Annotated in this window: 34 protein-coding genes; 5 read left to right on the forward strand and 29 right to left on the reverse strand. The window is 31.0% G+C overall.

Translation table 11 applies throughout. The features are described 5' to 3' along the window. Window positions 1-163 precede the first annotated feature (163 nt). Genes BQ4446_RS01385 through BQ4446_RS01405 form a run of 5 tightly spaced genes read right to left on the reverse strand, consistent with a single transcriptional unit; the run spans window position 164 to window position 4,202 of the window. Window positions 164-1,030 (reverse strand): minor capsid protein, encoded by an 867-nt coding sequence (locus BQ4446_RS01385; RefSeq protein ID WP_071026000.1) that lies wholly within the window; start codon window positions 1,028-1,030, stop codon window positions 164-166. Then, window positions 1,008-2,315: a phage portal protein gene (locus BQ4446_RS01390; RefSeq protein WP_135100571.1), complete on the reverse strand. Its 1,308-nt coding sequence runs from the start codon at window positions 2,313-2,315 to the stop codon at window positions 1,008-1,010. The genes BQ4446_RS01385 and BQ4446_RS01390 overlap by 23 nt, the downstream gene beginning before the upstream one ends. A gap of 12 nt (window positions 2,316-2,327) precedes the next feature. Further along, window positions 2,328-3,533, reverse strand: a complete 1,206-nt coding sequence (locus BQ4446_RS01395; RefSeq protein ID WP_071026002.1) for a PBSX family phage terminase large subunit — start codon at window positions 3,531-3,533, stop codon at window positions 2,328-2,330. Continuing rightward, window positions 3,533-3,985 (reverse strand): transposase, encoded by a 453-nt coding sequence (locus BQ4446_RS01400; RefSeq protein ID WP_071026004.1) that lies wholly within the window; start codon window positions 3,983-3,985, stop codon window positions 3,533-3,535. The genes BQ4446_RS01395 and BQ4446_RS01400 overlap by 1 nt, the downstream gene beginning before the upstream one ends. A 28-nt stretch (window positions 3,986-4,013) precedes the next feature. After that, the gene (locus tag BQ4446_RS01405; protein WP_071026006.1) at window positions 4,014-4,202 is read right to left on the reverse strand and encodes a hypothetical protein; all 189 of its coding nucleotides are present in this window, start codon (window positions 4,200-4,202) and stop codon (window positions 4,014-4,016) included. A gap of 85 nt (window positions 4,203-4,287) precedes the next feature. Here BQ4446_RS01405 and BQ4446_RS01410 point away from each other — a divergent pair, with 85 nt between their 5' ends. Then, window positions 4,288-4,707, forward strand: a complete 420-nt coding sequence (locus tag BQ4446_RS01410; RefSeq protein ID WP_071026007.1) for a hypothetical protein — start codon at window positions 4,288-4,290, stop codon at window positions 4,705-4,707. On the opposite strand, the gene BQ4446_RS01415 is transcribed toward BQ4446_RS01410, so the two are convergent. The 24 genes from BQ4446_RS01415 to BQ4446_RS01525 all read right to left on the reverse strand — a co-directional run bounded on the left by BQ4446_RS01415 (window position 4,693) and on the right by BQ4446_RS01525 (window position 15,409). Beyond that, a complete protein-coding gene (locus tag BQ4446_RS01415; RefSeq protein WP_071026009.1) occupies window positions 4,693-6,063 on the reverse strand; it encodes a ParB N-terminal domain-containing protein in 1,371 nt (456 codons plus the stop codon). The genes BQ4446_RS01410 and BQ4446_RS01415 overlap by 15 nt on opposite strands. Beyond that, the gene (locus BQ4446_RS01420; RefSeq protein ID WP_209019088.1) at window positions 6,053-6,673 is read right to left on the reverse strand and encodes a ParB N-terminal domain-containing protein; all 621 of its coding nucleotides are present in this window, start codon (window positions 6,671-6,673) and stop codon (window positions 6,053-6,055) included. Before BQ4446_RS01420 ends, BQ4446_RS01415 begins: the two co-directional genes overlap by 11 nt. Window positions 6,674-6,813: 140 nt before the next feature. Next, entirely contained in the window at window positions 6,814-7,215 is a 402-nt protein-coding gene (locus BQ4446_RS01425; protein ID WP_071026011.1) for a hypothetical protein, read from the reverse strand. Window positions 7,216-7,363: 148 nt separating this feature from the next. Then, the gene (locus BQ4446_RS01430; protein ID WP_071026013.1) at window positions 7,364-7,669 is read right to left on the reverse strand and encodes a hypothetical protein; all 306 of its coding nucleotides are present in this window, start codon (window positions 7,667-7,669) and stop codon (window positions 7,364-7,366) included. 15 nt (window positions 7,670-7,684) lie between these two features. Beyond that, window positions 7,685-7,888, reverse strand: a complete 204-nt coding sequence (locus BQ4446_RS01435; protein WP_071026014.1) for a hypothetical protein — start codon at window positions 7,886-7,888, stop codon at window positions 7,685-7,687. Further along, window positions 7,885-8,214 (reverse strand): hypothetical protein, encoded by a 330-nt coding sequence (locus tag BQ4446_RS01440; RefSeq protein ID WP_071026016.1) that lies wholly within the window; start codon window positions 8,212-8,214, stop codon window positions 7,885-7,887. Before BQ4446_RS01440 ends, BQ4446_RS01435 begins: the two co-directional genes overlap by 4 nt. After that, a complete protein-coding gene (locus BQ4446_RS08350; protein ID WP_167632531.1) occupies window positions 8,211-8,375 on the reverse strand; it encodes a hypothetical protein in 165 nt (54 codons plus the stop codon). Before BQ4446_RS08350 ends, BQ4446_RS01440 begins: the two co-directional genes overlap by 4 nt. Further along, on the reverse strand, window positions 8,372-8,689 hold the full coding sequence (locus BQ4446_RS01445; protein WP_071026018.1) for a hypothetical protein: 318 nt from the start codon (window positions 8,687-8,689) through the stop codon (window positions 8,372-8,374). The genes BQ4446_RS08350 and BQ4446_RS01445 overlap by 4 nt, the downstream gene beginning before the upstream one ends. A gap of 14 nt (window positions 8,690-8,703) precedes the next feature. Then, entirely contained in the window at window positions 8,704-8,946 is a 243-nt protein-coding gene (locus BQ4446_RS01450) for a hypothetical protein (RefSeq protein WP_071026020.1), read from the reverse strand. Window positions 8,947-9,327: 381 nt separating this feature from the next. Next, entirely contained in the window at window positions 9,328-9,534 is a 207-nt protein-coding gene (locus tag BQ4446_RS01455; protein ID WP_071026021.1) for a hypothetical protein, read from the reverse strand. A 9-nt stretch (window positions 9,535-9,543) separates the two neighbouring features. Continuing rightward, on the reverse strand, window positions 9,544-9,963 hold the full coding sequence (locus tag BQ4446_RS01460) for a single-stranded DNA-binding protein (RefSeq protein ID WP_071026023.1): 420 nt from the start codon (window positions 9,961-9,963) through the stop codon (window positions 9,544-9,546). 11 nt (window positions 9,964-9,974) lie between these two features. After that, complete coding sequence (locus BQ4446_RS01465; RefSeq protein ID WP_071026025.1) at window positions 9,975-10,313, reverse strand: DUF1064 domain-containing protein; 339 nt, start codon at window positions 10,311-10,313, stop codon at window positions 9,975-9,977. Continuing rightward, window positions 10,310-10,564: a hypothetical protein gene (locus BQ4446_RS01470; RefSeq protein WP_071026027.1), complete on the reverse strand. Its 255-nt coding sequence runs from the start codon at window positions 10,562-10,564 to the stop codon at window positions 10,310-10,312. The genes BQ4446_RS01465 and BQ4446_RS01470 overlap by 4 nt, the downstream gene beginning before the upstream one ends. Beyond that, window positions 10,561-11,079, reverse strand: a complete 519-nt coding sequence (locus BQ4446_RS01475; protein ID WP_071026029.1) for a hypothetical protein — start codon at window positions 11,077-11,079, stop codon at window positions 10,561-10,563. Before BQ4446_RS01475 ends, BQ4446_RS01470 begins: the two co-directional genes overlap by 4 nt. Next, on the reverse strand, window positions 11,069-11,272 hold the full coding sequence (locus tag BQ4446_RS08355; protein WP_071026031.1) for a hypothetical protein: 204 nt from the start codon (window positions 11,270-11,272) through the stop codon (window positions 11,069-11,071). The genes BQ4446_RS01475 and BQ4446_RS08355 overlap by 11 nt, the downstream gene beginning before the upstream one ends. Next, window positions 11,269-12,075, reverse strand: a complete 807-nt coding sequence (locus tag BQ4446_RS01485) for a DnaA ATPase domain-containing protein (RefSeq protein ID WP_071026032.1) — start codon at window positions 12,073-12,075, stop codon at window positions 11,269-11,271. Before BQ4446_RS01485 ends, BQ4446_RS08355 begins: the two co-directional genes overlap by 4 nt. Then, window positions 12,059-12,946: a helix-turn-helix domain-containing protein gene (locus BQ4446_RS01490; protein ID WP_071026034.1), complete on the reverse strand. Its 888-nt coding sequence runs from the start codon at window positions 12,944-12,946 to the stop codon at window positions 12,059-12,061. Before BQ4446_RS01490 ends, BQ4446_RS01485 begins: the two co-directional genes overlap by 17 nt. A gap of 11 nt (window positions 12,947-12,957) precedes the next feature. Continuing rightward, complete coding sequence (locus tag BQ4446_RS01495; protein ID WP_071026036.1) at window positions 12,958-13,566, reverse strand: ERF family protein; 609 nt, start codon at window positions 13,564-13,566, stop codon at window positions 12,958-12,960. A gap of 4 nt (window positions 13,567-13,570) precedes the next feature. Continuing rightward, on the reverse strand, window positions 13,571-14,047 hold the full coding sequence (locus BQ4446_RS01500; protein WP_245149637.1) for a siphovirus Gp157 family protein: 477 nt from the start codon (window positions 14,045-14,047) through the stop codon (window positions 13,571-13,573). A gap of 1 nt (window position 14,048) precedes the next feature. Then, a complete protein-coding gene (locus BQ4446_RS01505) occupies window positions 14,049-14,273 on the reverse strand; it encodes a hypothetical protein (RefSeq protein ID WP_071026038.1) in 225 nt (74 codons plus the stop codon). Between the two features lie 125 nt (window positions 14,274-14,398). Beyond that, window positions 14,399-14,614, reverse strand: a complete 216-nt coding sequence (locus BQ4446_RS01510; protein ID WP_071026040.1) for a hypothetical protein — start codon at window positions 14,612-14,614, stop codon at window positions 14,399-14,401. Window positions 14,615-14,624: 10 nt separating this feature from the next. After that, window positions 14,625-14,840, reverse strand: a complete 216-nt coding sequence (locus tag BQ4446_RS01515) for a hypothetical protein (RefSeq protein ID WP_071026042.1) — start codon at window positions 14,838-14,840, stop codon at window positions 14,625-14,627. 42 nt (window positions 14,841-14,882) lie between these two features. After that, window positions 14,883-15,200: a hypothetical protein gene (locus tag BQ4446_RS01520; RefSeq protein ID WP_071026044.1), complete on the reverse strand. Its 318-nt coding sequence runs from the start codon at window positions 15,198-15,200 to the stop codon at window positions 14,883-14,885. 26 nt (window positions 15,201-15,226) lie between these two features. Further along, the gene (locus BQ4446_RS01525; RefSeq protein ID WP_071026046.1) at window positions 15,227-15,409 is read right to left on the reverse strand and encodes a helix-turn-helix domain-containing protein; all 183 of its coding nucleotides are present in this window, start codon (window positions 15,407-15,409) and stop codon (window positions 15,227-15,229) included. Window positions 15,410-15,663: 254 nt separating this feature from the next. Here BQ4446_RS01525 and BQ4446_RS01530 point away from each other — a divergent pair, with 254 nt between their 5' ends. The 4 genes from BQ4446_RS01530 to BQ4446_RS01545 all read left to right on the forward strand — a co-directional run bounded on the left by BQ4446_RS01530 (window position 15,664) and on the right by BQ4446_RS01545 (window position 18,357). Beyond that, complete coding sequence (locus BQ4446_RS01530; RefSeq protein WP_071026048.1) at window positions 15,664-15,984, forward strand: helix-turn-helix domain-containing protein; 321 nt, start codon at window positions 15,664-15,666, stop codon at window positions 15,982-15,984. Between the two features lie 5 nt (window positions 15,985-15,989). Next, on the forward strand, window positions 15,990-16,541 hold the full coding sequence (locus BQ4446_RS01535; protein ID WP_071026051.1) for an ImmA/IrrE family metallo-endopeptidase: 552 nt from the start codon (window positions 15,990-15,992) through the stop codon (window positions 16,539-16,541). Window positions 16,542-16,584: 43 nt separating this feature from the next. Then, entirely contained in the window at window positions 16,585-17,211 is a 627-nt protein-coding gene (locus BQ4446_RS01540; protein ID WP_071026053.1) for a hypothetical protein, read from the forward strand. A gap of 117 nt (window positions 17,212-17,328) precedes the next feature. Beyond that, window positions 17,329-18,357: a site-specific integrase gene (locus tag BQ4446_RS01545; RefSeq protein WP_071026054.1), complete on the forward strand. Its 1,029-nt coding sequence runs from the start codon at window positions 17,329-17,331 to the stop codon at window positions 18,355-18,357. Window positions 18,358-18,622 lie beyond the last annotated feature (265 nt).

The following is an 18,622-nucleotide window of genomic DNA, read 5'->3' on the forward strand; positions in this document are numbered from 1 at the left end:
TAATCCTCCATAATTTATAGTTATAATGCTTAACTTCCCCTTAGCTTTTAATGTGTTTCCAAGCCTGCACAATAAAATAATCGTGATTCCTCACGATTAATTAACATATAAATGGCTATTTAAAGCCTTTTTCAGTTTTTAATGCCCACGATTAACTCACGATTTACTCGCTATAAACTGGTGCTAAGCTGCACATACAAAACGGGTGCATTGGTGGCACTTCGTGGCTGCTTCCAATATCAAATATTTCTCCGTCAAATGGCATACAATCGTGGCAAGCTGTTGGCTCGCACACCCACATCATTTTTGTATATCCATTTTCTTTAAAACTTTCTATTTGACAAGCTATTTGAATTTTAGTTGTTTCTGTAACTGCAATTCTGTGCGCCGCATAGGTGTAATTGTCCACTGTTTTCTTTAAGTGTTTTTCTAAGGTCTTACTCCACTTATAAGGGTGTTCGCCTTTATAAATTGTCCTTCTAATGCCTTTTTTTAAGTCGGCGATTAAGTCCTGTTGATTTGCCCATATATAATCAGAGTATCGGCTTTCTTTAAAAAACCTTTCAATAACATCTGGTGGCAGGGCTAATTGTTTAAATCCATAGTCTTCCTGCAGTCTTTTCTTTTCTTCTTTTACTTCTGCCCTTAAATGCATTTCAAGGCTTTTTTGTTCTTGCCTTGAATTTCTAAAGGTTTTTAAAAGTGCAAATGCGTATAAGTATTCCAATTTACTCATACGCCTATTAATTCTAGTATTCTTTATTTGCTCTTTCTCATAATAATTAAGTTCCTGGTCTTGGTACTCTTCAAAATCTTCTTCAAGGCTATCTACATCTTCTACATCTGCCCTTGTTTTTAAGTTGTTTATATCAACTTTGTCTCCACTATTTTTGGAAACAACTCTTTCAATTTCTTTTTGTGCAGCCTTTATGTTTTTTGTGTAGAGTTCGTCAATTTTCTTTTTATAGTCCTTATCCCTTTTTATTTTTGTGTTTATGCCCTTGAGTTCAATCTTCTTCAAATCTTTCATGGTCATACTCCACTATCGGCGCTTCCTGCTCTTTTATCTTTTCTAGCTCCTGTTGCACATTATCCACCACAGAGAGCGTTTTTAAAACTGTTTCATCACTTACTATGTCTACAAGCTGTTGTGCTGTCTGTGCTTCTTCTAGTAAGTTTGACGGGATATTCCTTGTAAACTGGTATGTTAAGTCTATTAAATCATCTTTTGTTATTTTAGATGTAGGCGCATTAGCTATAATACTAAACCTTTTATTCATTCCCTTAACAAATTTTCTCTCTTTTGTGTTTGCCAAATTACTCATTGACTGTAATTTATATTTAAGAGCAATCCCAGATGATGTTCCAAAGTTTTCATCATTGATGTTTGCAACCATAGCAATTGTAAATATCAATTTTTCCATTCTGTCGATTAAATTCTCTTGAGTCTCATCTGCATTAGGTTTCTCCATAAATTCGACTGTAATTTTAGAGTCATCAAAGTTGGCTAAATTTATAATCCTGTTTCTTTTTATTTGTAAAAGGTCTTCGTTCTTTAATTCTGCCCCTAATATCTTCATATATGCGTCGGCAAAATAATCAACATCATTTGCCTTTTCTGATATTGCCTTGTTGTATGCGTTGATTAAAAGTTCAACAGGTTCAAATGCTCCCTGCCTTTCCTCGTTTTCTACATACTCAACTATTGGCACTTCTCCAAAAACGTTAGGCTTTTCTTCTTCGTAAATTACCTTTCCGTCTTTAATCCTAAAATATCTAATTTTATTTGCATCAGATATTGAGCCTTTAATTTCTTTTAATTTGTCCTCCTGATATCTGATACCATAAAGAACTCTTTCTCTTATGGAATTATCATAAATTAAAAAGGCTTCTCTCGGGTCTACTCCAGTAATTCCTATTTGTGAGTTTTCGTCATAATAAATAAGTTCGTAAGCATGGCCATAAATATCACATTTTTTGGATAGTTCAGCGTTGTTGTCGTCTAAATTGTTATAGGCTTCTAAAAACTGAATAAAATCTGATACTTTTTTATTTGAGTGGGAAGTCTTAACGGGTATCCCCATAAAGTAACCATTAAAGGTATCTACTATATATTTTGCAAAGTTAACCACCAACCTATTATCTGGCTTGTAGTCTGTCTTTTCTTCTTGATATAAAATGTCATGATCTGATTTATACATTCTTTCCAATTCTTCATATCTTAAATTTAATCTTTTGTGTTCGCTTATAAATCCAATTAGTAACTCGTCTGTGAGTTCATCTTCATTTAAAACAAATTTCTTTTCGTATATCAATTTATCCCTCCTTTATAGTCCGTGTTTATAAAAATTAGAAATAGTATTTGCAGTCATTTTTCTAATAATTGTATATGTTCCATATCTTAAAGCGTCGCAAGAGTGGTCGTTTTCTTTTATAGGTTTGTCCTCTCCATGTTCTGCAGCCTTGCTATCCCAAGAATAACTGTATAATTCATCAACTAGTCCTTTACAACTTTTATGGATAAATAATTTTTCAGTGGAAAATAAAGTCTGTGTAAATCTTATGCCATCAATAACATTGTTATTCCCCTTGTAAACCTTAAAGCCGTCTCTTTTTAGTTGGGTTATAAAACTTGCTGCAGACGGGTCTACAATTATTGGGATGGAAAAATCTCCCTCAATAAAATCCTGCATGTCTTTTGAATACTCTTTGTCTGTTTTTTGCCTGTTGCTATCTCTCCCAGAATATCTGTACTCTTTGACTACATACCATTTTTTGTCGCATCTTCCAAATAATAAAAAGGCAGTAGCGTTTTGTGTTCCATAGTCTACTGCAATAAAATAATCTTCAAGTTTTTCTGGTAGGTCTTCAACTATATGCTCATCTGGATTAAACATGTCATAGATTAAACCCTCGGCTCTCGCCCAATTCCCTAAAATATATCTTTGATAATATACGCCTTGATACTCTTTCTTTAAACTATCCACAAAGGCCTTACTCAAATAAGGGTTATCATCTATCTTGTAATGCTGTTGATAAATATCTGCTCCACTGTCTAAAAATTCTTTGAACCAGTGTTTGGGGTTATCTGGGTTACAAGTTCCATCAAAAACAGAATTCGGCTTATCAAGTCTTGATTTTAACATTTGAAATACTGGCTCAGCCCAAGTTGTAATTTCATCTCCGTAAGCATACTCAATTCCTGCCCCCTGTATCTTTGACACTGCATTCTTTTTGTCTGCTCCTAGTACATAACATTCTTTACCAAATAAATTTATCTTGTTGTCATTTTTTACTGTGCCAACTAAAGCATCTCCCCAGATTTTTCTCATAGGGTCTAAAATATTTCTTTCTACTGTCGCTTGAGTATTTCCTAAAATTACAATTAATCCCTCATCAGTTGTTTTTCTTATCCTCTTAGGTATGACAAAGTAATCCATATAGGTTTTTCCACTTCTTGTTGCTCCAGATTTTATGTTCCATCTTTTAGTTGCATTTAAAAAATAATCTTTTTGTTTTGTACTAAATCCCATTAGAAACCACTCTCAATACTTGCCAATACTTCATCAAGTTTGCTAAACATTGATTCATTTGATATTTTTGGTCTATCTCTCCATTCTTCTGGCTTTCTATTTTTTAACCAGAATATTTGTGCTGTCGTGTCTCCTGGCATATGTTTTTTTGTTATTTCTTTTCTTTTTGTTACTTTTCCGTCGACTTCTTGAATGTAAGTTTTTTCTTCTTCGTATTCATAACCCATTGCTCTTTTAAAGAGTGCAGATTCTACTTCATAGTCTACAACCTCTTTTCCCTTTTTTAAGGCTGTCTCTATTGCTGGATATTTCTTCTTCCATTCTCTAAGGGTGGAATAAGAAATCCCCATATTTTTTGAAATCTGTTCTTCGGTTAGACCTTTTTTCGCCCAACCATTTATAAGTATTAGTTTTTCTTCTTCTAACCACTCTTTAAATTTTGCTCTAGCCATCACCTCACCCCTTAATTAAAAAAAGCAACTAACTGTGATAATTAGCTGCTCTGCTCTGTTCTAGTTTTGTTAAGTAATTATATTTATATAAAGCTTTTTCTAAGCATTTTCGCGCTCCTTCTATATCACCTGCTATTGCCTGTCCTTTAATCGTTTTTAAAACATTCTTTGGAAGTCTCTTTCTGTAACGTTTCAAATCATTAATAAATTCATACATTTTATTCACCGCCTTTCACAAATAAACGGCTGTATTCCAATACTTACAGCCTATTTTGTGGTATAATAATAGTGGGTGATAAATTATGATAACAATTGAAAATTTAAATGTAACTAAGCCTATGATGTATCTATGGCTAAAAAAAGTAAATGGTGTAAATTTAAAACAGCATTGCGCCAAATGTTTACTCGGTGATTATAACTCAAATATAAATAAACATACAAAGCACTTAGAAAATTTAAATCTTGCAAATGGTATATGGTACTTATGCGGTGTATCTTTGCCTTATAATTGGAACAATAACTTCCATTTAGCTTTTGAATATTCAGAGAATTCTAATATAGAATACTCAAATAACGGTGTTTCCGTAATTATTAAAAATGCTAAAAGACTTCCAATATCTGAAAAGTATATAGACATCAATGATCCTAACTTCAATAAGAAAGAATTCTATACTTGTAGAAACTGGCAATTTGCCCACTATTTAAAATCAAATAAGTTCTAAAGCTTTTAAAACATCATCTTGCCTGTTGTAACTTTGTTCGTTTGGCAAAGGTAAATTAAATTCAAAATTTACCGCCTCTACATATCTTTCAGCAGGCAAGTTTTTTATTTTCTCTAATAATGCTTTAAATGCTCCGTTAATCTCTTTGTATTCAATAACCTTGAATCCACTCTCTCTTGCTATTCTGTAAACATCTTCTTTTGAGTGGTATTTTTGGTAGTACCACTGCCCTTTTCTAAATGATGCAGTAAAGTTATCTTTGTCAAAGAATCTCAATTTACTATCAACTCTTTGTCTTTTCGTACCTTCATTTTGTCTTACAGCTTTTCCAATAGTTATTCCACTAATGAATGCATATTTACTACTAAATAAATTTAAACAATCCATAATACTTTTTTCTGCCTTTAAACTGTCTATTGAGTTCAGTACACTGTCGCAAATGACGATGTCAAATGTTTTGTTTTCATTTAGATATTTTACTAGCTCGTCAATCTGTTTGTTTCCTTTTACTACATCTATTGACTTTAAATTATGATTATAGAATTCTAATCCATACGCATTGTAACCTAGTCTTTTTAAATAATTTATATAGTCGCCTCTTCCGCATCCAAAATCAAATATTGTTTCTGCTTTATGCTTATTTAAAAACGGCATAACCATTTCCTCATACAATATAGAGCGGTTTCTTCGTTTATCTGTATTTGTATTAACTTTTCTAAAAAGCTGTGCCAATCCTTGCACATAGGTATTTTTCTTTATATGGTCATAGCTATATTCGCCATATTGTTGTGAAAAGTAATATTTTATATCATCGTATTTTTTATCATCGCAAATATAGACATTACAAGACACGTTCAGTAATTTACATGCATATATATATTCATTTTGAAACAGCACTTCATTTTTACATATTATTGATAAAAAGACATTTCCGTATTTAACAATCATTTTACATAAACTGTCTACTATTGCCATATTCAGAGACTCTATGATAATTTCAAAATCATCACAGTTTATAGAGTGATATTTTTCCACTTCATAGTTTTTCAGCAACTTCGCAGGCTCTTGACACTGACACTCTGAGCCGTTATGAATCTGGTTGAAGTTAATTTCATCTGATATTGTTATGTTTTCAATAAAAAAAGCAGGCACTTCTTTTATTCCAATTTTTCTTGCTGTTTTTGTTCTTTGGTGACCTGCAATTATAGTGTTATTTTCTTTATTTACTAATATAGGCAAAATAAATCCTAGTTTTCTTATTGATTCAGATAATTCAATTATTTTTTGTTCTTCAATTTTTCTAGGGTTATATTCTGCACCATGTATCTTGTTGACATCAATTTTTTCAATTATCACTCAATAGCCACCTCACAAATCCATAAGACACCTTTCTAAGGTCTATGTACTCTGTGTATTTATTTTCTAGCATCTCTAATTCATCTTCAGTTATTATTACTTTAGTTTTGCCAAATATCAGCTTGTTTTCATCATTTGTGTTTCCCTGTAATCCTTCATCATTTATATTCATAGATGCATCCACATTAAAAGTTTCATCTAAATCATCAGAATTAAATCCAAATTCTGACATATCAAAATCCAGTTCGCTTATTTCAAGCATTTCTAGTTCTGATTCCAATAGTTCAAAATCCCATTCAGCAAATTCTGAAACCTTATTGTCTGCCAATCTAAAAGCTTTTATTTGTTCTGGAGTTAAATCATCCGCAATAATACAAGGTACTTCTTCAAGTTCTAGTTCTTTTGCAGCTTTTAATCTCGTATGTCCTGCAACAATAACTCCCTCTTTATCTATTACAATTGGTACTTTAAATCCAAATTCTTTTATGCTTTTTGCGACTGCCTCAACTGCTCCGTCATTATTTCTTGGATTGTTTTCATAAGGTATCAATTCATCAACCTTTTTATAAATTATTTTTAAGCCTTGCATTTTATCTCCTTTACAAGCCATAACTCCCACCCCAGTCTTTCAACGCTTGTATGTTCCCATCTAAAAGCTCCTATAAAAAAACCTCTGCTTCTGCAAAGGTTCTGTTTTCTATATATTTTTACAATCTAATCATACCACAGAAAAACCGAACATAACGAACATCATAAACTTTTTAAAAATCTATCGTGTTTTACTCTTGCATAGTCGCCATAATACTTTCCTAACTCTTTTGAGATTTTATTCCAACTCCAACCATCAATATATCTTTTTCCAAAAATATATCTCATCTGGCTATCGTCAATTTCGCTTATAAATTTTTCAATGCTTAATCTCGAATCTCTTGCTTGCTCCAACCTTTTATTTAATATCTTATAAAGTTTTCTTCGGTGTTTATTTTCTGAAATTCCTATTATTTGTGTTGTTATTTCTTGGTAAGGAAAGTTTGCATTTGAACTTTTTACGCTATCCGCTACTATTTCATCTTTGCAGTTTTCAATCTTTAAACTCAAATCCTCAATTTCTTTTAATAGTGCCATATACTGCGATAAAACTTTTTTATCCAATTTGCATCTCCTTTACCCCCTAGAGCAATATATATAATCTTGCCAAGTTTCTACATAATAGCCACGATTTTTATAATAATTTACAATTTTTATTTTATCCCTAATTGTTTTGTAGGGAATTAATAAGCACCTTTGCATCACCCACCGCCTAAACTTCTAAGTCAATCCCTGCTTCCTCTCTCAAGGTTTTTCTGATGTCCTCAAGGCCCAGATAATTCTTATCTATACTGTCATACATATCGATTAGTGCCAAGTAAAACCTCTTAAGTCTTTGACCGCCAAATCCAAAGAAGTCTCTCAAGACCATCATTGGTGCATACATACTCCACTTTGAGGCCCTATCTATGGCACTCTTAAATCCATCTTCAAAAGCCTTTTTCTTAATTGCCTCTATCTGCTCATAGGTCATGACATAAGTTGGAGTCTTCTTTTTCTTTTCTTTGGTCTTTTTCATTCTTCCACCCTCAATTTATTTTATAATGCTCATGTCAGATTCCATTAGTGCATCTTTAAAATCTGTAACCCCTTTTAAATATCCATCTAAATAATCTTTTGATATTTTCCCAATTTTATATTCTTTTTTTAAGTATTTAATGTGAAAATCCATGTAATGATAATTCAGTATAATAAAGCCTTTTACTTTATCTTTAAGAGTTAATTCCTTATTTTTCATTCTTCCACCTCATCTAGTAATTCTTCACAAAACCTTTTAATTTTCTCTTTGTTTTCGTCCGTTAAATCATTAATATCTAAAGTGATAATTTCTCTATACTTCCTTAATAAATCTTTTGTAAATTCTAAATTATTTGTTAAAACCATATTTTCTTGTTTTAAGTCAATAACTTCTTTTACTCCCTGCCTTATATATTCGGGATAAATTCTTATTCCTAAGCCAAGTCCATCTGTAAATGGGTTTATGATGTCAAAGGTTTCAACTAAATCCGCACTATCAAGAGATATTTTTAAAAAACGATTAATTTTATTTGTTTTGTAATTCATTCTTCCACCTTAATAATTCCTCTATATTCGTATGTTGTTAAATATCCTGTATTATTTTTCTTTTTCTCTTCAAGAAATTTTTCTGCTTTTTCTTTGCTGTCGAAATAAAATTTATTTTCTGGGTATGTGTCAAAGTACTTAATAATTAAATGTTTTTTCATTTTTCCGCCTCAAAAAGTTTTTCAAATTCTTCAATGTTATCTTCGTCATAAATTTCATTCCCTATATAAAAACTCCACCCATAGTCTTTTATAAGTCGCAAACAAACTTCTTGCTCCGATAATTCCTCACCATTATCTAAACTCTTTGCTCTAATTGCCCTTATACTTGTAAAGTCATCTACCTCTAGATTGCATTGGTACGCATAAGGACTATCATAATTAGCTTGTGCTTTTGCTCTACCTCTTGACTCAGCCCATACAAGGCTACTATAATTTTCTGGACTCTCATCTGAACTTAATATCCACGCTCTCATTCTTCAACCTCAATTTATTTATTATCTAAGTTGTAATCTTCGATTCTATCAGCAACTTCAAAATAATCTTCCGTATCATCTATTTCTGTAAATTTCTTTCTTAGTTTATTTACTTTTTCTATATATTTTTTTGTTTTTTCAAATTTATCTTCATGACCTGAAAGAATCTTATAGGCTTTCTTTAACCTTATTTCTTCATCTGCTAAAAGCCCATGAATTAAATTTAATTCAAAATCACTAAGTGTTATTGTCTTCATTCTTCCACCTCAAAAGTATAATTTGTAACTGCTCCAGCTTCAGTTCTGCCATCTCCAGCTAGGAATATTCCGTTAATTTCCTCGACTAAGCCATCAATATTTTTTTGGTTATTGAGATTTTTTTTAAAATTTCTAATTCTTCTGGTTTAACTGCCACTTCACATTCATATGTGAATTTAACTTTTAATTTTTTCATTCTTCCACCTCTATCATCGCCCAATTGCTAGGTCTTATTGTTATTGGATTTTTTGCTTCTGCGTCAGTAAAAATAATAAAATCTATTTCGTTATCGTATGTTTTTTGTAATTCATTTTCGTAATAATTTTTTGTTTTCTTCCACGAATATTTTCTTTTCAATGTATGGGTTGTACAAAGTTATTTTCATTTGTTTTTCCTTTCTTTATTCCAATATTCTATTGTACTAACTATTAATACTGACGTTGCTCCATTTAGCATATATGCCATTATTAGCCAAAATATCATTTCTATAATTGTATTTGAATGTATCGCTTGATAGGTAAATAAGAAAACCATAGCCATCGGTAATATAATCATTAGAATATCTTTTAATAATACTTTTACCTTCACATCTTCTCCTTAAAATGGTATATCGTCATTGTCTGTAGGATAAAATCCGTCATAGCTTTCGTCTTGCACTTCTGAATCTCCACCATTTTTATTTTTGGAATCTATAAAGGTAAATCCATCTACAATAACATCTGTGGTATAAACCCTTTGACCTTCTTTATTTTCATAACTACCAGTCTGTATATGTCCTTCAATTCCAATCTGATTTCCTTTGCCAACATAGTTAGAAAGTGTTTCAGCGGTTTTCCCAAATGCTATGCAGCCTATAAAATCTGCAGTGGGTTGATTATTTCTTTCTGCCTCTTGTTTCTTTTCTCTTGTCATTTTTCTATTTATCGCCAAAGTAAAACGACCTATCGCCATTCCGCCTTGTGTATATTTAAGGTCAATATCTCTTGTCAATCGTCCTATTAAAATTGCCTTGTTCATTTTTTGCTCCTTTAAATTTCATAAAATTTATAATATTCTCCATACTTTTTGAGAAATATTTTTTTCTTTAATTTATAAACTTCTGTCTTTACACCTTTTACATCTTCAACTATCCAACTTCTTCTCCCATTATCCCAAAACTTGAAGTCTGCTACATACTCTATTTTCCTGTAAGTTTTTCCGTCTAATGTAAATTTATCTTGCAATAAAAACCTTGGCTGCAATTCTAATTCTTTAATTGCTCCTGCTCTTTCTAAAAGTTTTAATTCTTGGTATCTTTTAGCTTCTTTCCTACTGTCAAATTTTATTCCGTCAACTAAAGTTTTAACTGCGTTGTATTTACTCCTCAAAGATAGCTCCTTCCAAACATTTCAATAAATTTTCTTCTTGAGTGTTTTCTTTCGAATAGTCTTTGCCCTTTTTCCTTGCTCCACTGCATCAACTCTTTTTTACTGTGGATATTTTGGTGGCAAGCTCTACAAATTTTTATAGTCAGTTTATATTTGTCGCTTATTTTTCTATTTGCAATCCCTGGTATTAGGTGATGTTCTTCTAAATACTCATATCTTCCACAAATCTCACATTCTGCACGCTCTTTCAAATAAATAACCTCTCAAATTCTGCCCTATAATCTACAATCGTTACTCCTACATCTGTCGCTTTTTTTATAAAGTAGTCTATTAAATCTCCCATCTGTTTTGTGTCAAATTGACTTGAGCCTACATAACATCTAAGGATAATTTCATCTTCTTTTTCATCTAAAATCTTGTAGGCTCTAAAGGCTTTTTTGAAAATATTTAAACTCTTTTTTGGAATTTGAATGTCTTGAAATTCAACTCCTGCTTCTTCAATTCCTGCAACATATAAATCCCACCTTGTGAGTTCTGAGGGTATACCATTTATTTTTTTGTCGATATCTGAAATTATCGCCCAGAGTAAATTGTTTTGGTCAAGTGTACGGGATTTTCGTGCGTTTGAAATATTTAAGTTGAGCAAATCAATCCCTTTAAGTTCTGCAATTCTATTTATGTCTAAATATCTTTCCAGTTCGAAGGTAGCCTGTGGCTTACCCTCTAAACTGTAATTTAAGTTTGTTAATTTTCCTTTAAGTTTCATCTTTCGCCTCTGCTTGGTTTATATTTACAATCGTTATAGAATTTTGTGTCTTTTTATCTTGCAATTCTAACTGTATATATTCTCTTGTGTCAGTTTTTCTAAAAATTATTGCATTAATTCTCTTATAAACAATTCCACCTGCTTTGACAGGAATTCTTTTTTTCATTGCTTTTAATGCTTCTTGATAAATCACTGTAACCTCAAATTTCTTTCGCTTCCGTTAACAGAGATTATAAATTTTCCTGCAGCTTCTTTTATTCTGCTTCCCATGCTTTCGTCAATTTTCAACACTTCTTCTAAATTCAATTCCGATGAAATAATAGTTTTTAACTTATTTAAATATCTAAAATTAAGTAATTCCCAAGTCTTGTCAATATCTGGTGTTGATAAATTCGGAAGTCCATTTTGCCCTCTAGGCTTTTTAAATAAATCATCAATATACAAGCACTCAACTCTTTTTAACTTTTCCATCATCGTATTATCTTCAAAGTTTTTTAATTCGTTTATCTGGTCGTTCCAAATCATATAGTTAACTTGGATCTTGTTTCTAGATTGATAATTTGTAATTGCACTGCAAATATGAGTTTTGCCTGCTCCAGACTGACCTCCAATAAAAAACCAATCTTTTCCTTTCGCATTTTCTTCTGCAAGACTTTTAATTCCTTTTTGCCACGGACTGCTCGCCATAAAATTTTCAAATGTTTTTTGCAATAAAGGCTGCGTCCCACTATTTTGTGCTTTTCTGTTTTCCTTTTTATCGTTTAAGCATTCACATTCCCTTAATACCATATAGCACCTAATTTCATGGCCCTTGATATTTTTTTCACTGATAACTTCTGCAATATATCCTCGCCCATTACATTTGCTGCAATTGGTTTCATTTCCTACTGTGCTATTGTAGATGTTCATTTCGTCGATTGAAATTGCTTTTGTCCTGGTAAATAAATCTACATTAGCATTTAATATTTTTTTCGTTAAGCTAAAATACGTATCCATACTTGCCACTCTCCTTCACGGCTTTTTTCTTTTGAAACGGGTGATCTTTTGGGAGTTCGTAAAAACTCTGCCACCCTTTTTGTATGGACTGATTTATAATTTCAATCTGTTCATCTCTATTTTGTGATAATTTTTCTAGAGCCTTTATGTTTAACTTTAAGGCTCGTGCTGTTAGTGGTTTTTTTAATTTACTTCTTGCTCTATAAAATTCTCTCAAAGCATCAATCATTTCTAAATCATTTTTTGTAAATTGCATAACTGTGTTTTGAATTTCTTTATCAGCTGTTATGGATTTAATTTCATTTAAAGCTAAATCACTTTCATCCTCGCTACCCTTAGTTATATTATTAATACTATAATATTCATTTATATTATTCTCTTTAAGATTTTTCTTAATAGGGTCATCAAATTTATTTGATAGGTCATCAAATTTATTTGATAGGTCATCAAATTTATTTGATAGGTCATCAAATTTATTTGATAGGGTATCGGATTTATTTGATAGGGTATCGGATTTATTTGATGGGGTATTTTCTTCAATTTTTTCTTCAATTTTTTCTTCAATTTCTTCGTTAAAATTATTTGAAAAAGTATCGTTAATAAAAATTAATCTTCTTTTAATATTTTTCGTTCCCTCGTAATATTCGAACTGAATTCTTATATATCCTTTTTCTTTTAATAACTTAACCCAAGTTGAGATAGTCTGCTTCGTTACATCATATAATTCTGCAAAATACCCATTACTTGCCCAACAATATCCTTTTTCATTTACTAATGCAGTTAATTCTGCGTAAAATAATTTTGTACTAGCGTTCAAGTTTTTATCGTACCTTATGCTTGCAGGTAAAATTGAGTAATAACCTCTTTCCATAATCTTCTCCTTTACCAACTAGCAACTGTCTTTTTAAGCTGCATAAGTTTTTCAACTGGTAATGCTTCTATTTTTTCAATTCCGTAATTTTGCTTTAAATAACCGACAAATTTATTAAAGTCATAATTTTTGACTTTTAACATTTGTGCAATTTCATTTCTGATTTTTTGCACATTTACAGCTTGCCCATTCCCATTAGCAGGCTTCACAGAATTAGTTTGTCCTTGATCTTCGTTGCTATCACTATCCTTTGTGTCATCAATGGCAAAAAGCCCATTTAAAGCATACTTCCTGGCGTAAGATGAGGCACTACCTGTAATTTGTGCAGCATCCATTTTCTTTTTGATTTCTGGCTCTCTTGCAAAGGCTGAACTTGATATATTTTCTCCACTCTCAACATCAAATAAATTACAAGTCGCCCTTATATAAAACCTATCTCCCATAAACTCAATTTCATCGCTTATCACTAGTACAGTTTTAGTTTCTGCAAGGAGAGGCTTCAAAGCCTCAAGTATGTCCTCGCAACTTCTATAAGGATAGTCCCCAAATTTGTTATACTGTCCTTTCGGTGCTTTTAACTTGCTTTGTATAATGTTTAATTTTTCTAAAATAGCACTCATTTCCTCACCTAATCCTTAAGCTTTCAGATTCAACTAATATGGCACTATCAGTAATTAACCCATTTTGTATTGCTTTCTTTAAGTCGTTCTTTTTTATCTTTCTTTCATACTCCACAAAGTCTTCCGGAACCTTGTCTTCATTTAGAATTTGCACGCTTGGTGCATTTCTTTGAATGTTGAAAGAAAATAATTTAGTTTTAAATTTTTTCTTATCAAGTTCAATCATGGCTTCCTCAAGATTTTTCTTTAAAAGTAACGCTCTATTCTCTAAGGCTTTTTTAATTTTTGTCATTCTTTCGATTTCTTTTTTATAGGCTTCTGCTTCGGCTTCTAAGTTTTTAATAAGCCCTGCATAATTTTCTGCCTTAACTTCGATTTCATCATCAATGTTTTCTAATGCAGCCTTTAAATCTTTGTCTTCTAAATCTAAGTCCATTAAATTCAAGTACATATCTTTAAGTTCGTATAAGCTAATATTCATTTTATGCCTCCATAATCTCTATAATTTCATCAATTCTACTTACTAACTTTTTTGCAATTTGTTCTTGCAAATATTTTTCGTCATAGTCAAAAACGCTATTTAAACAACTGTAAATTATCTTTTCAATTTCTTGTTGCTTTACAGCTTCAATAGCTTCTTGCTCAGTTGGATAAAATCCTTGTCCGTCTGTATATGCAATAACTTTTCTAATTTTATTTAAGTCCATAATTTTCTCCTTCAAAATGCCTTTATTTGTGTTATAATAAAGGCAAGATAATAATTCTTAAGTCCTTGAGTTTTTGCCGACCTTGGACTTTTTTCTTGCCCTTGTGTAGTTTAAAATCTCTAACCTCAACCAAAGCAAACCCAACCCATGAAAAAACTGATATAGATTCCTAAAACACCTAAACCCGTGTAAAACATAATCGTGATCCCCCTAATAGTATTTCTTTTTTTTCTACTTTTTTCTAAGAGCACAGCAGTTTTCTTCTTTAACTCTTCATCTTTTTTAGCCTGATTCTTAAGATAATTTCTTCTAGTAATTAAAATTTTCATTTCCTCGGTCATTTTTATCTCCCTATTTTAGGTGTATCCACACCTTATTACCTATATGTTGTTCTACATTCCTTACTTCCTCATCATTAGCTATAGAGCTTAATGCATATGTTTCTGATTCGGGAATTTCTGTGTATATGGTATTTCTGTGCCTGTTAAAGACATCAGATTTATCATATGGCAGTTTTAAGCCATATAGGTCTTTCATTTTTTTTATAAATTTTTCTTTTTTATTCATTTAACCTCACCTTTTTCTAAAAATTTAACTTCCATAAAAACCTCACTTTATTAGCTCCACACCACTTGCCAAGACTTTTACCAAATCATTAGCGCTTTTGCTAATTGCATTTTTAAGTTTTAAGTATTCCCCCTTCCAAAAATCTTTTTCATTTTCTAATTTTTTGTAATCCAAAAATGAAATTTCTCTCAAATCTTTTTTCCCAAGGCTTTCTATTTGCTCAATTTCTCTTATTGAGTATCTAACACCTTGTAAATTTTTGACCCTGTGAATTATGCCTTCTTGCTCTAATCTGGTTATTGAGGATATTTCATATCCCCACCTTTCGGCTAACTCACTTCTACTTAACAATGTTTTCATTTTTTTACACTCCCCAGTGTTACTTTTTAAACCTCTAAAATATCTCTTAATTGTTTTAATCGTTTTTCATTAGTTCTATTCCCTCTGATAATGTCAGAAACATAACCAATACTAATTTCCATTTCATCAGCTAACTTTTGATATGTGTAGCCTTTTCTCTTCATGGAAATCTTCACTTTCTCCTCAAAGGTTAAATCTTTAATTGCCATATTCTCACCTGCCTTTATTTTTACTATTTTCTAAAATCTATTGAATTATTTTAGATTATATGCTAATATTTGAGCATAAAAAACAATACATGATTATAAGTTCCCACTTTAATCAAAAGTTTTTAAAATCCAGGTGCTGATTATATGCTTAATTTTTTAGCTTAAATTAAGTGTAATGGATTATAACCTAAATGTCAATAGTTATTTTAGGTTTTTTTCTAAATTATTTGCACCATTTTAGAAAGGTGTGAAATATGGATAATTCAAACATTCTTACAAGAATTAAAGATTTGTGTGGGCTTCATGGTATGCCTATATCTGAACTTGAGAGGAAGGCGCAAATAGCAAATGGAGTTATTAGGAGATGGGATACATCAATTCCTGCAGCTGATAAACTCCAAAGAGTTTCTAGGATTCTAGGAACATCAATGGACTATTTGCTAACTGGCAAAGAACCAAGCGAAGATTCTGAAACCCTATTACTTGCCCGTGATGCTAACAATTTGACAAAAGAGCAATTACAGGTTGTTAAAAATGTTATAGACGAATTTAAGAAAACTAATAATATTGGGTGATGTGATTGAATTGGAAAAGCAAAGATTATTTATATTATAAAATAATGCAATTTTCACACGAAAATAAAATTGGAGTTAATACTAACCTTGAAAAATTATGTAAAGAAAAAAGCTGGTATTTGATACCCTATCCTGCAGATAAATTTCAAACTTTCATTTCAATTTCAAAAGATGGATTTACTATAAAAGATGGGAATAACTTCTTCATAATGTATAACCCAGAATTGAAAAATAAATGTTATGAAAGATATAGGTTTACCATAGCCCATGAAATAGGACACATATATTTATATCATCATGTATATATTGACAATTATATTTTAATGCATAGTCCCGATAAAAAAGGAATATGGGAGCAACAAGCAGATATATTTGCACAGAATCTATTGTTGCCAATAAAATATAAAAAATTTTATAAAGCAAACAACCAAAAGGTTATTAAAAATACTTTCTGTGTAAGTACTGAGATGATAAACACTAGGATGGGGAAAATGTATCAAGACGAACTTTTTACAAGAAAATTAATTACCAAAATAAGAAATGGTACTTTAAGTTAGGATAAACTTTAAAGGTTTATATAAATAGAAAGGAGAAAACAAAATGAACAAAAATCTTAAAAATGTATTAGCAGTTGGATCTATTGCATTGCTTTTAACAGCTTGTGGTGGAAAAACAAATGAGGTGAAAAACGAACCTGAAAAAGAAAACAAAACCAATGTTGCAGCATCTGTCGAAAATAATAAAAAAACAGATTCTAGCGTTGGAAATGTAGATGAAAGTGACTTTGGAAGGCTTGAGGTCATCAAAGAAAAGAAAAATATTAATGACCTATTTGAAAGTGGACCTATTAAACTAACTGTAACTGATATTCAAATTTCTAAAGTTAACCCTAAGCCAGATTATAAGTCTATGTTCGGCGATAAAGATGAAGTTACATCCGTGGTTTTAGCAGTAGAAGTTGAAAATACAAGTGACGAAACTATAAGCTTTTACCCTGACCAAGGAACAGTCGTAACTAACACAAAAGAACAAAAAGAAGCTGAAGTTTTCTTATCTGATGAAGTCGGCGGTGATTTCATAGGAAAAGTAGTAAAGGAAGGAAATATCGTATTTATATTAGATTCTAATGCTGAAGAAATTAATAATGTGAAATTTGTTTTAGGAAGTCCTTTAAATTCAAACTTTGAAAATGTCGGCGAAGAAATTACTGTAACTTATGATATTTAAATAAAAAAAGGGGATACTTTAAAATATCCCCTTTAAAAAAAATATAAAATTTTTCCCTTAAAAAGATTATATCATAAAACATTCCCCAGTGTTACTCCATAGAAAATGGAGGTAGTTATGAATATAATAATCAGACAAAGAGAAAATGGAAAATGGCAAGCCATAATAAGCTATAAAAACAAAAAAGGGAAATGGCTGCAAAAATCCAAAGGTGGGTTTGAGAAAAGAAAAGATGCCAACCTTTGGGCTAATGAAATGTCTTTTGAGCTACAAAAATTGGAAAAAAGTGGCATCTTAGGAAATGAATATACTCTTGAAGAAGTTTTTGAACTCTATCTCGCAAGGATGAGTAAATCCAATAATGGAAATTCAAAAATCTCTAAAGAATTATATCGTAATCAAATATCAATATTCTCTGATTTTATGAAACGAGAAATAAGCTCCATAAAATCCATTGAATTATTTAATTTCATAGAGGAAAAAAGACAATCTACTGGATATAAATACAATGTTAATATATCCTTTTTAAGCACTTTGTTTAATTTCGCTATAAAGAGAGTCAAGGCTTGTGAGCATAACCCCTGTGATTTACTATATTATGACAAGTCAGATAACGACTCCAGGATTAAATTTATCACAGAGGATTTATATCAAAAAATCCTCCAGGGTGCAGAAAAAGATAAATTAAAATTACTAATCCAGCTTCTTTATGAGACAGGTTTAAGAGTTAGTGAGGCATTAGGTCTTTGCACACAAAGTGTTTTCGACAGTTCAGTTAAAATAGAGAGGCAATTTTTAAGAGATAAAAGAGTGCTGACTGATGAGTTAAAAACAAAAAACTCTTATAGGACAGTTCCAATTTCGGAGGATCTATATAAAAAATTAAAGAAAGCAACCTTTGATATCCAAGGTCGCATATTTTATGATGTCTCCTACAACATGATATACTATCATTTAAATAGATATGGTACTTCCCCACACTGCTTTAGGCATACCAGGGCGACAATTCTTGTAAGTTCGGGAATGGATTTAACAGTTGTTGCATATGTAATTGGAGATAACATAAACACCATAATGAGGCGATATGTGGAAATAAATAAAGATAATATGGAGAATAAATTTGAGTTTATCCGTTCGATAATTTAAGTTTTTGACCAGTTTTTGACGGAAAAAATAAAAAGGCTTAAAATCGCTTATTTTAAGCCTAATTAACAAAATTTTATATAATTTATTCTAATATAAAATATTTGTTTTTTAAAGTTTATTTATAATATTTGTAAATATTTTGCAAAGTTTTTACAATTCTTTTGGGATTTTACAATTGAGAAAAAAATTTACAATTAAAAAAAAGGCAGCCTAAAGCCCTTAATGTCCCTCCAAAAAATAATTAAAAGTTTAGATTATTAAAAAC

Origin of the sequence: Peptoniphilus raoultii, from assembly GCF_900099555.1 — a bacterium.
GTDB lineage: Bacteria > Bacillota > Clostridia > Tissierellales > Peptoniphilaceae > Peptoniphilus_A > Peptoniphilus_A raoultii.

Excerpts from the sequence above, each read along its gene's own strand:
- BQ4446_RS01385 (WP_071026000.1), bottom strand. The coding sequence starts at position 1,030 with ATGAAAGATTTGAAGAAGATTGAACTCAAGGGCATAAACACAAAAATA.
- BQ4446_RS01395 (WP_071026002.1), bottom strand. The coding sequence starts at position 3,533 with ATGGGATTTAGTACAAAACAAAAAGATTATTTTTTAAATGCAACTAAA.
- BQ4446_RS01400 (WP_071026004.1), bottom strand. The coding sequence starts at position 3,985 with ATGGCTAGAGCAAAATTTAAAGAGTGGTTAGAAGAAGAAAAACTAATA.
- BQ4446_RS01405 (WP_071026006.1), bottom strand. The coding sequence starts at position 4,202 with ATGTATGAATTTATTAATGATTTGAAACGTTACAGAAAGAGACTTCCA.
- BQ4446_RS01410 (WP_071026007.1), top strand. The coding sequence starts at position 4,288 with ATGATAACAATTGAAAATTTAAATGTAACTAAGCCTATGATGTATCTA.
- BQ4446_RS01420 (WP_209019088.1), bottom strand. The coding sequence starts at position 6,673 with ATGGCTTGTAAAGGAGATAAAATGCAAGGCTTAAAAATAATTTATAAA.
- BQ4446_RS01430 (WP_071026013.1), bottom strand. The coding sequence starts at position 7,669 with ATGAAAAAGACCAAAGAAAAGAAAAAGAAGACTCCAACTTATGTCATG.
- BQ4446_RS01435 (WP_071026014.1), bottom strand. The coding sequence starts at position 7,888 with ATGAAAAATAAGGAATTAACTCTTAAAGATAAAGTAAAAGGCTTTATT.
- BQ4446_RS01440 (WP_071026016.1), bottom strand. The coding sequence starts at position 8,214 with ATGAATTACAAAACAAATAAAATTAATCGTTTTTTAAAAATATCTCTT.
- BQ4446_RS08350 (WP_167632531.1), bottom strand. The coding sequence starts at position 8,375 with ATGAAAAAACATTTAATTATTAAGTACTTTGACACATACCCAGAAAAT.
- BQ4446_RS01445 (WP_071026018.1), bottom strand. The coding sequence starts at position 8,689 with ATGAGAGCGTGGATATTAAGTTCAGATGAGAGTCCAGAAAATTATAGT.
- BQ4446_RS01450 (WP_071026020.1), bottom strand. The coding sequence starts at position 8,946 with ATGAAGACAATAACACTTAGTGATTTTGAATTAAATTTAATTCATGGG.
- BQ4446_RS01460 (WP_071026023.1), bottom strand. The coding sequence starts at position 9,963 with ATGAACAAGGCAATTTTAATAGGACGATTGACAAGAGATATTGACCTT.
- BQ4446_RS01475 (WP_071026029.1), bottom strand. The coding sequence starts at position 11,079 with ATGAAACTTAAAGGAAAATTAACAAACTTAAATTACAGTTTAGAGGGT.
- BQ4446_RS01485 (WP_071026032.1), bottom strand. The coding sequence starts at position 12,075 with ATGGATACGTATTTTAGCTTAACGAAAAAAATATTAAATGCTAATGTA.
- BQ4446_RS01490 (WP_071026034.1), bottom strand. The coding sequence starts at position 12,946 with ATGGAAAGAGGTTATTACTCAATTTTACCTGCAAGCATAAGGTACGAT.
- BQ4446_RS01495 (WP_071026036.1), bottom strand. The coding sequence starts at position 13,566 with ATGAGTGCTATTTTAGAAAAATTAAACATTATACAAAGCAAGTTAAAA.
- BQ4446_RS01500 (WP_245149637.1), bottom strand. The coding sequence starts at position 14,047 with ATGAATATTAGCTTATACGAACTTAAAGATATGTACTTGAATTTAATG.
- BQ4446_RS01505 (WP_071026038.1), bottom strand. The coding sequence starts at position 14,273 with ATGGACTTAAATAAAATTAGAAAAGTTATTGCATATACAGACGGACAA.
- BQ4446_RS01510 (WP_071026040.1), bottom strand. The coding sequence starts at position 14,614 with ATGACCGAGGAAATGAAAATTTTAATTACTAGAAGAAATTATCTTAAG.
- BQ4446_RS01515 (WP_071026042.1), bottom strand. The coding sequence starts at position 14,840 with ATGAATAAAAAAGAAAAATTTATAAAAAAAATGAAAGACCTATATGGC.
- BQ4446_RS01520 (WP_071026044.1), bottom strand. The coding sequence starts at position 15,200 with ATGAAAACATTGTTAAGTAGAAGTGAGTTAGCCGAAAGGTGGGGATAT.
- BQ4446_RS01525 (WP_071026046.1), bottom strand. The coding sequence starts at position 15,409 with ATGGCAATTAAAGATTTAACCTTTGAGGAGAAAGTGAAGATTTCCATG.
- BQ4446_RS01530 (WP_071026048.1), top strand. The coding sequence starts at position 15,664 with ATGGATAATTCAAACATTCTTACAAGAATTAAAGATTTGTGTGGGCTT.
- BQ4446_RS01540 (WP_071026053.1), top strand. The coding sequence starts at position 16,585 with ATGAACAAAAATCTTAAAAATGTATTAGCAGTTGGATCTATTGCATTG.
- BQ4446_RS01545 (WP_071026054.1), top strand. The coding sequence starts at position 17,329 with ATGAATATAATAATCAGACAAAGAGAAAATGGAAAATGGCAAGCCATA.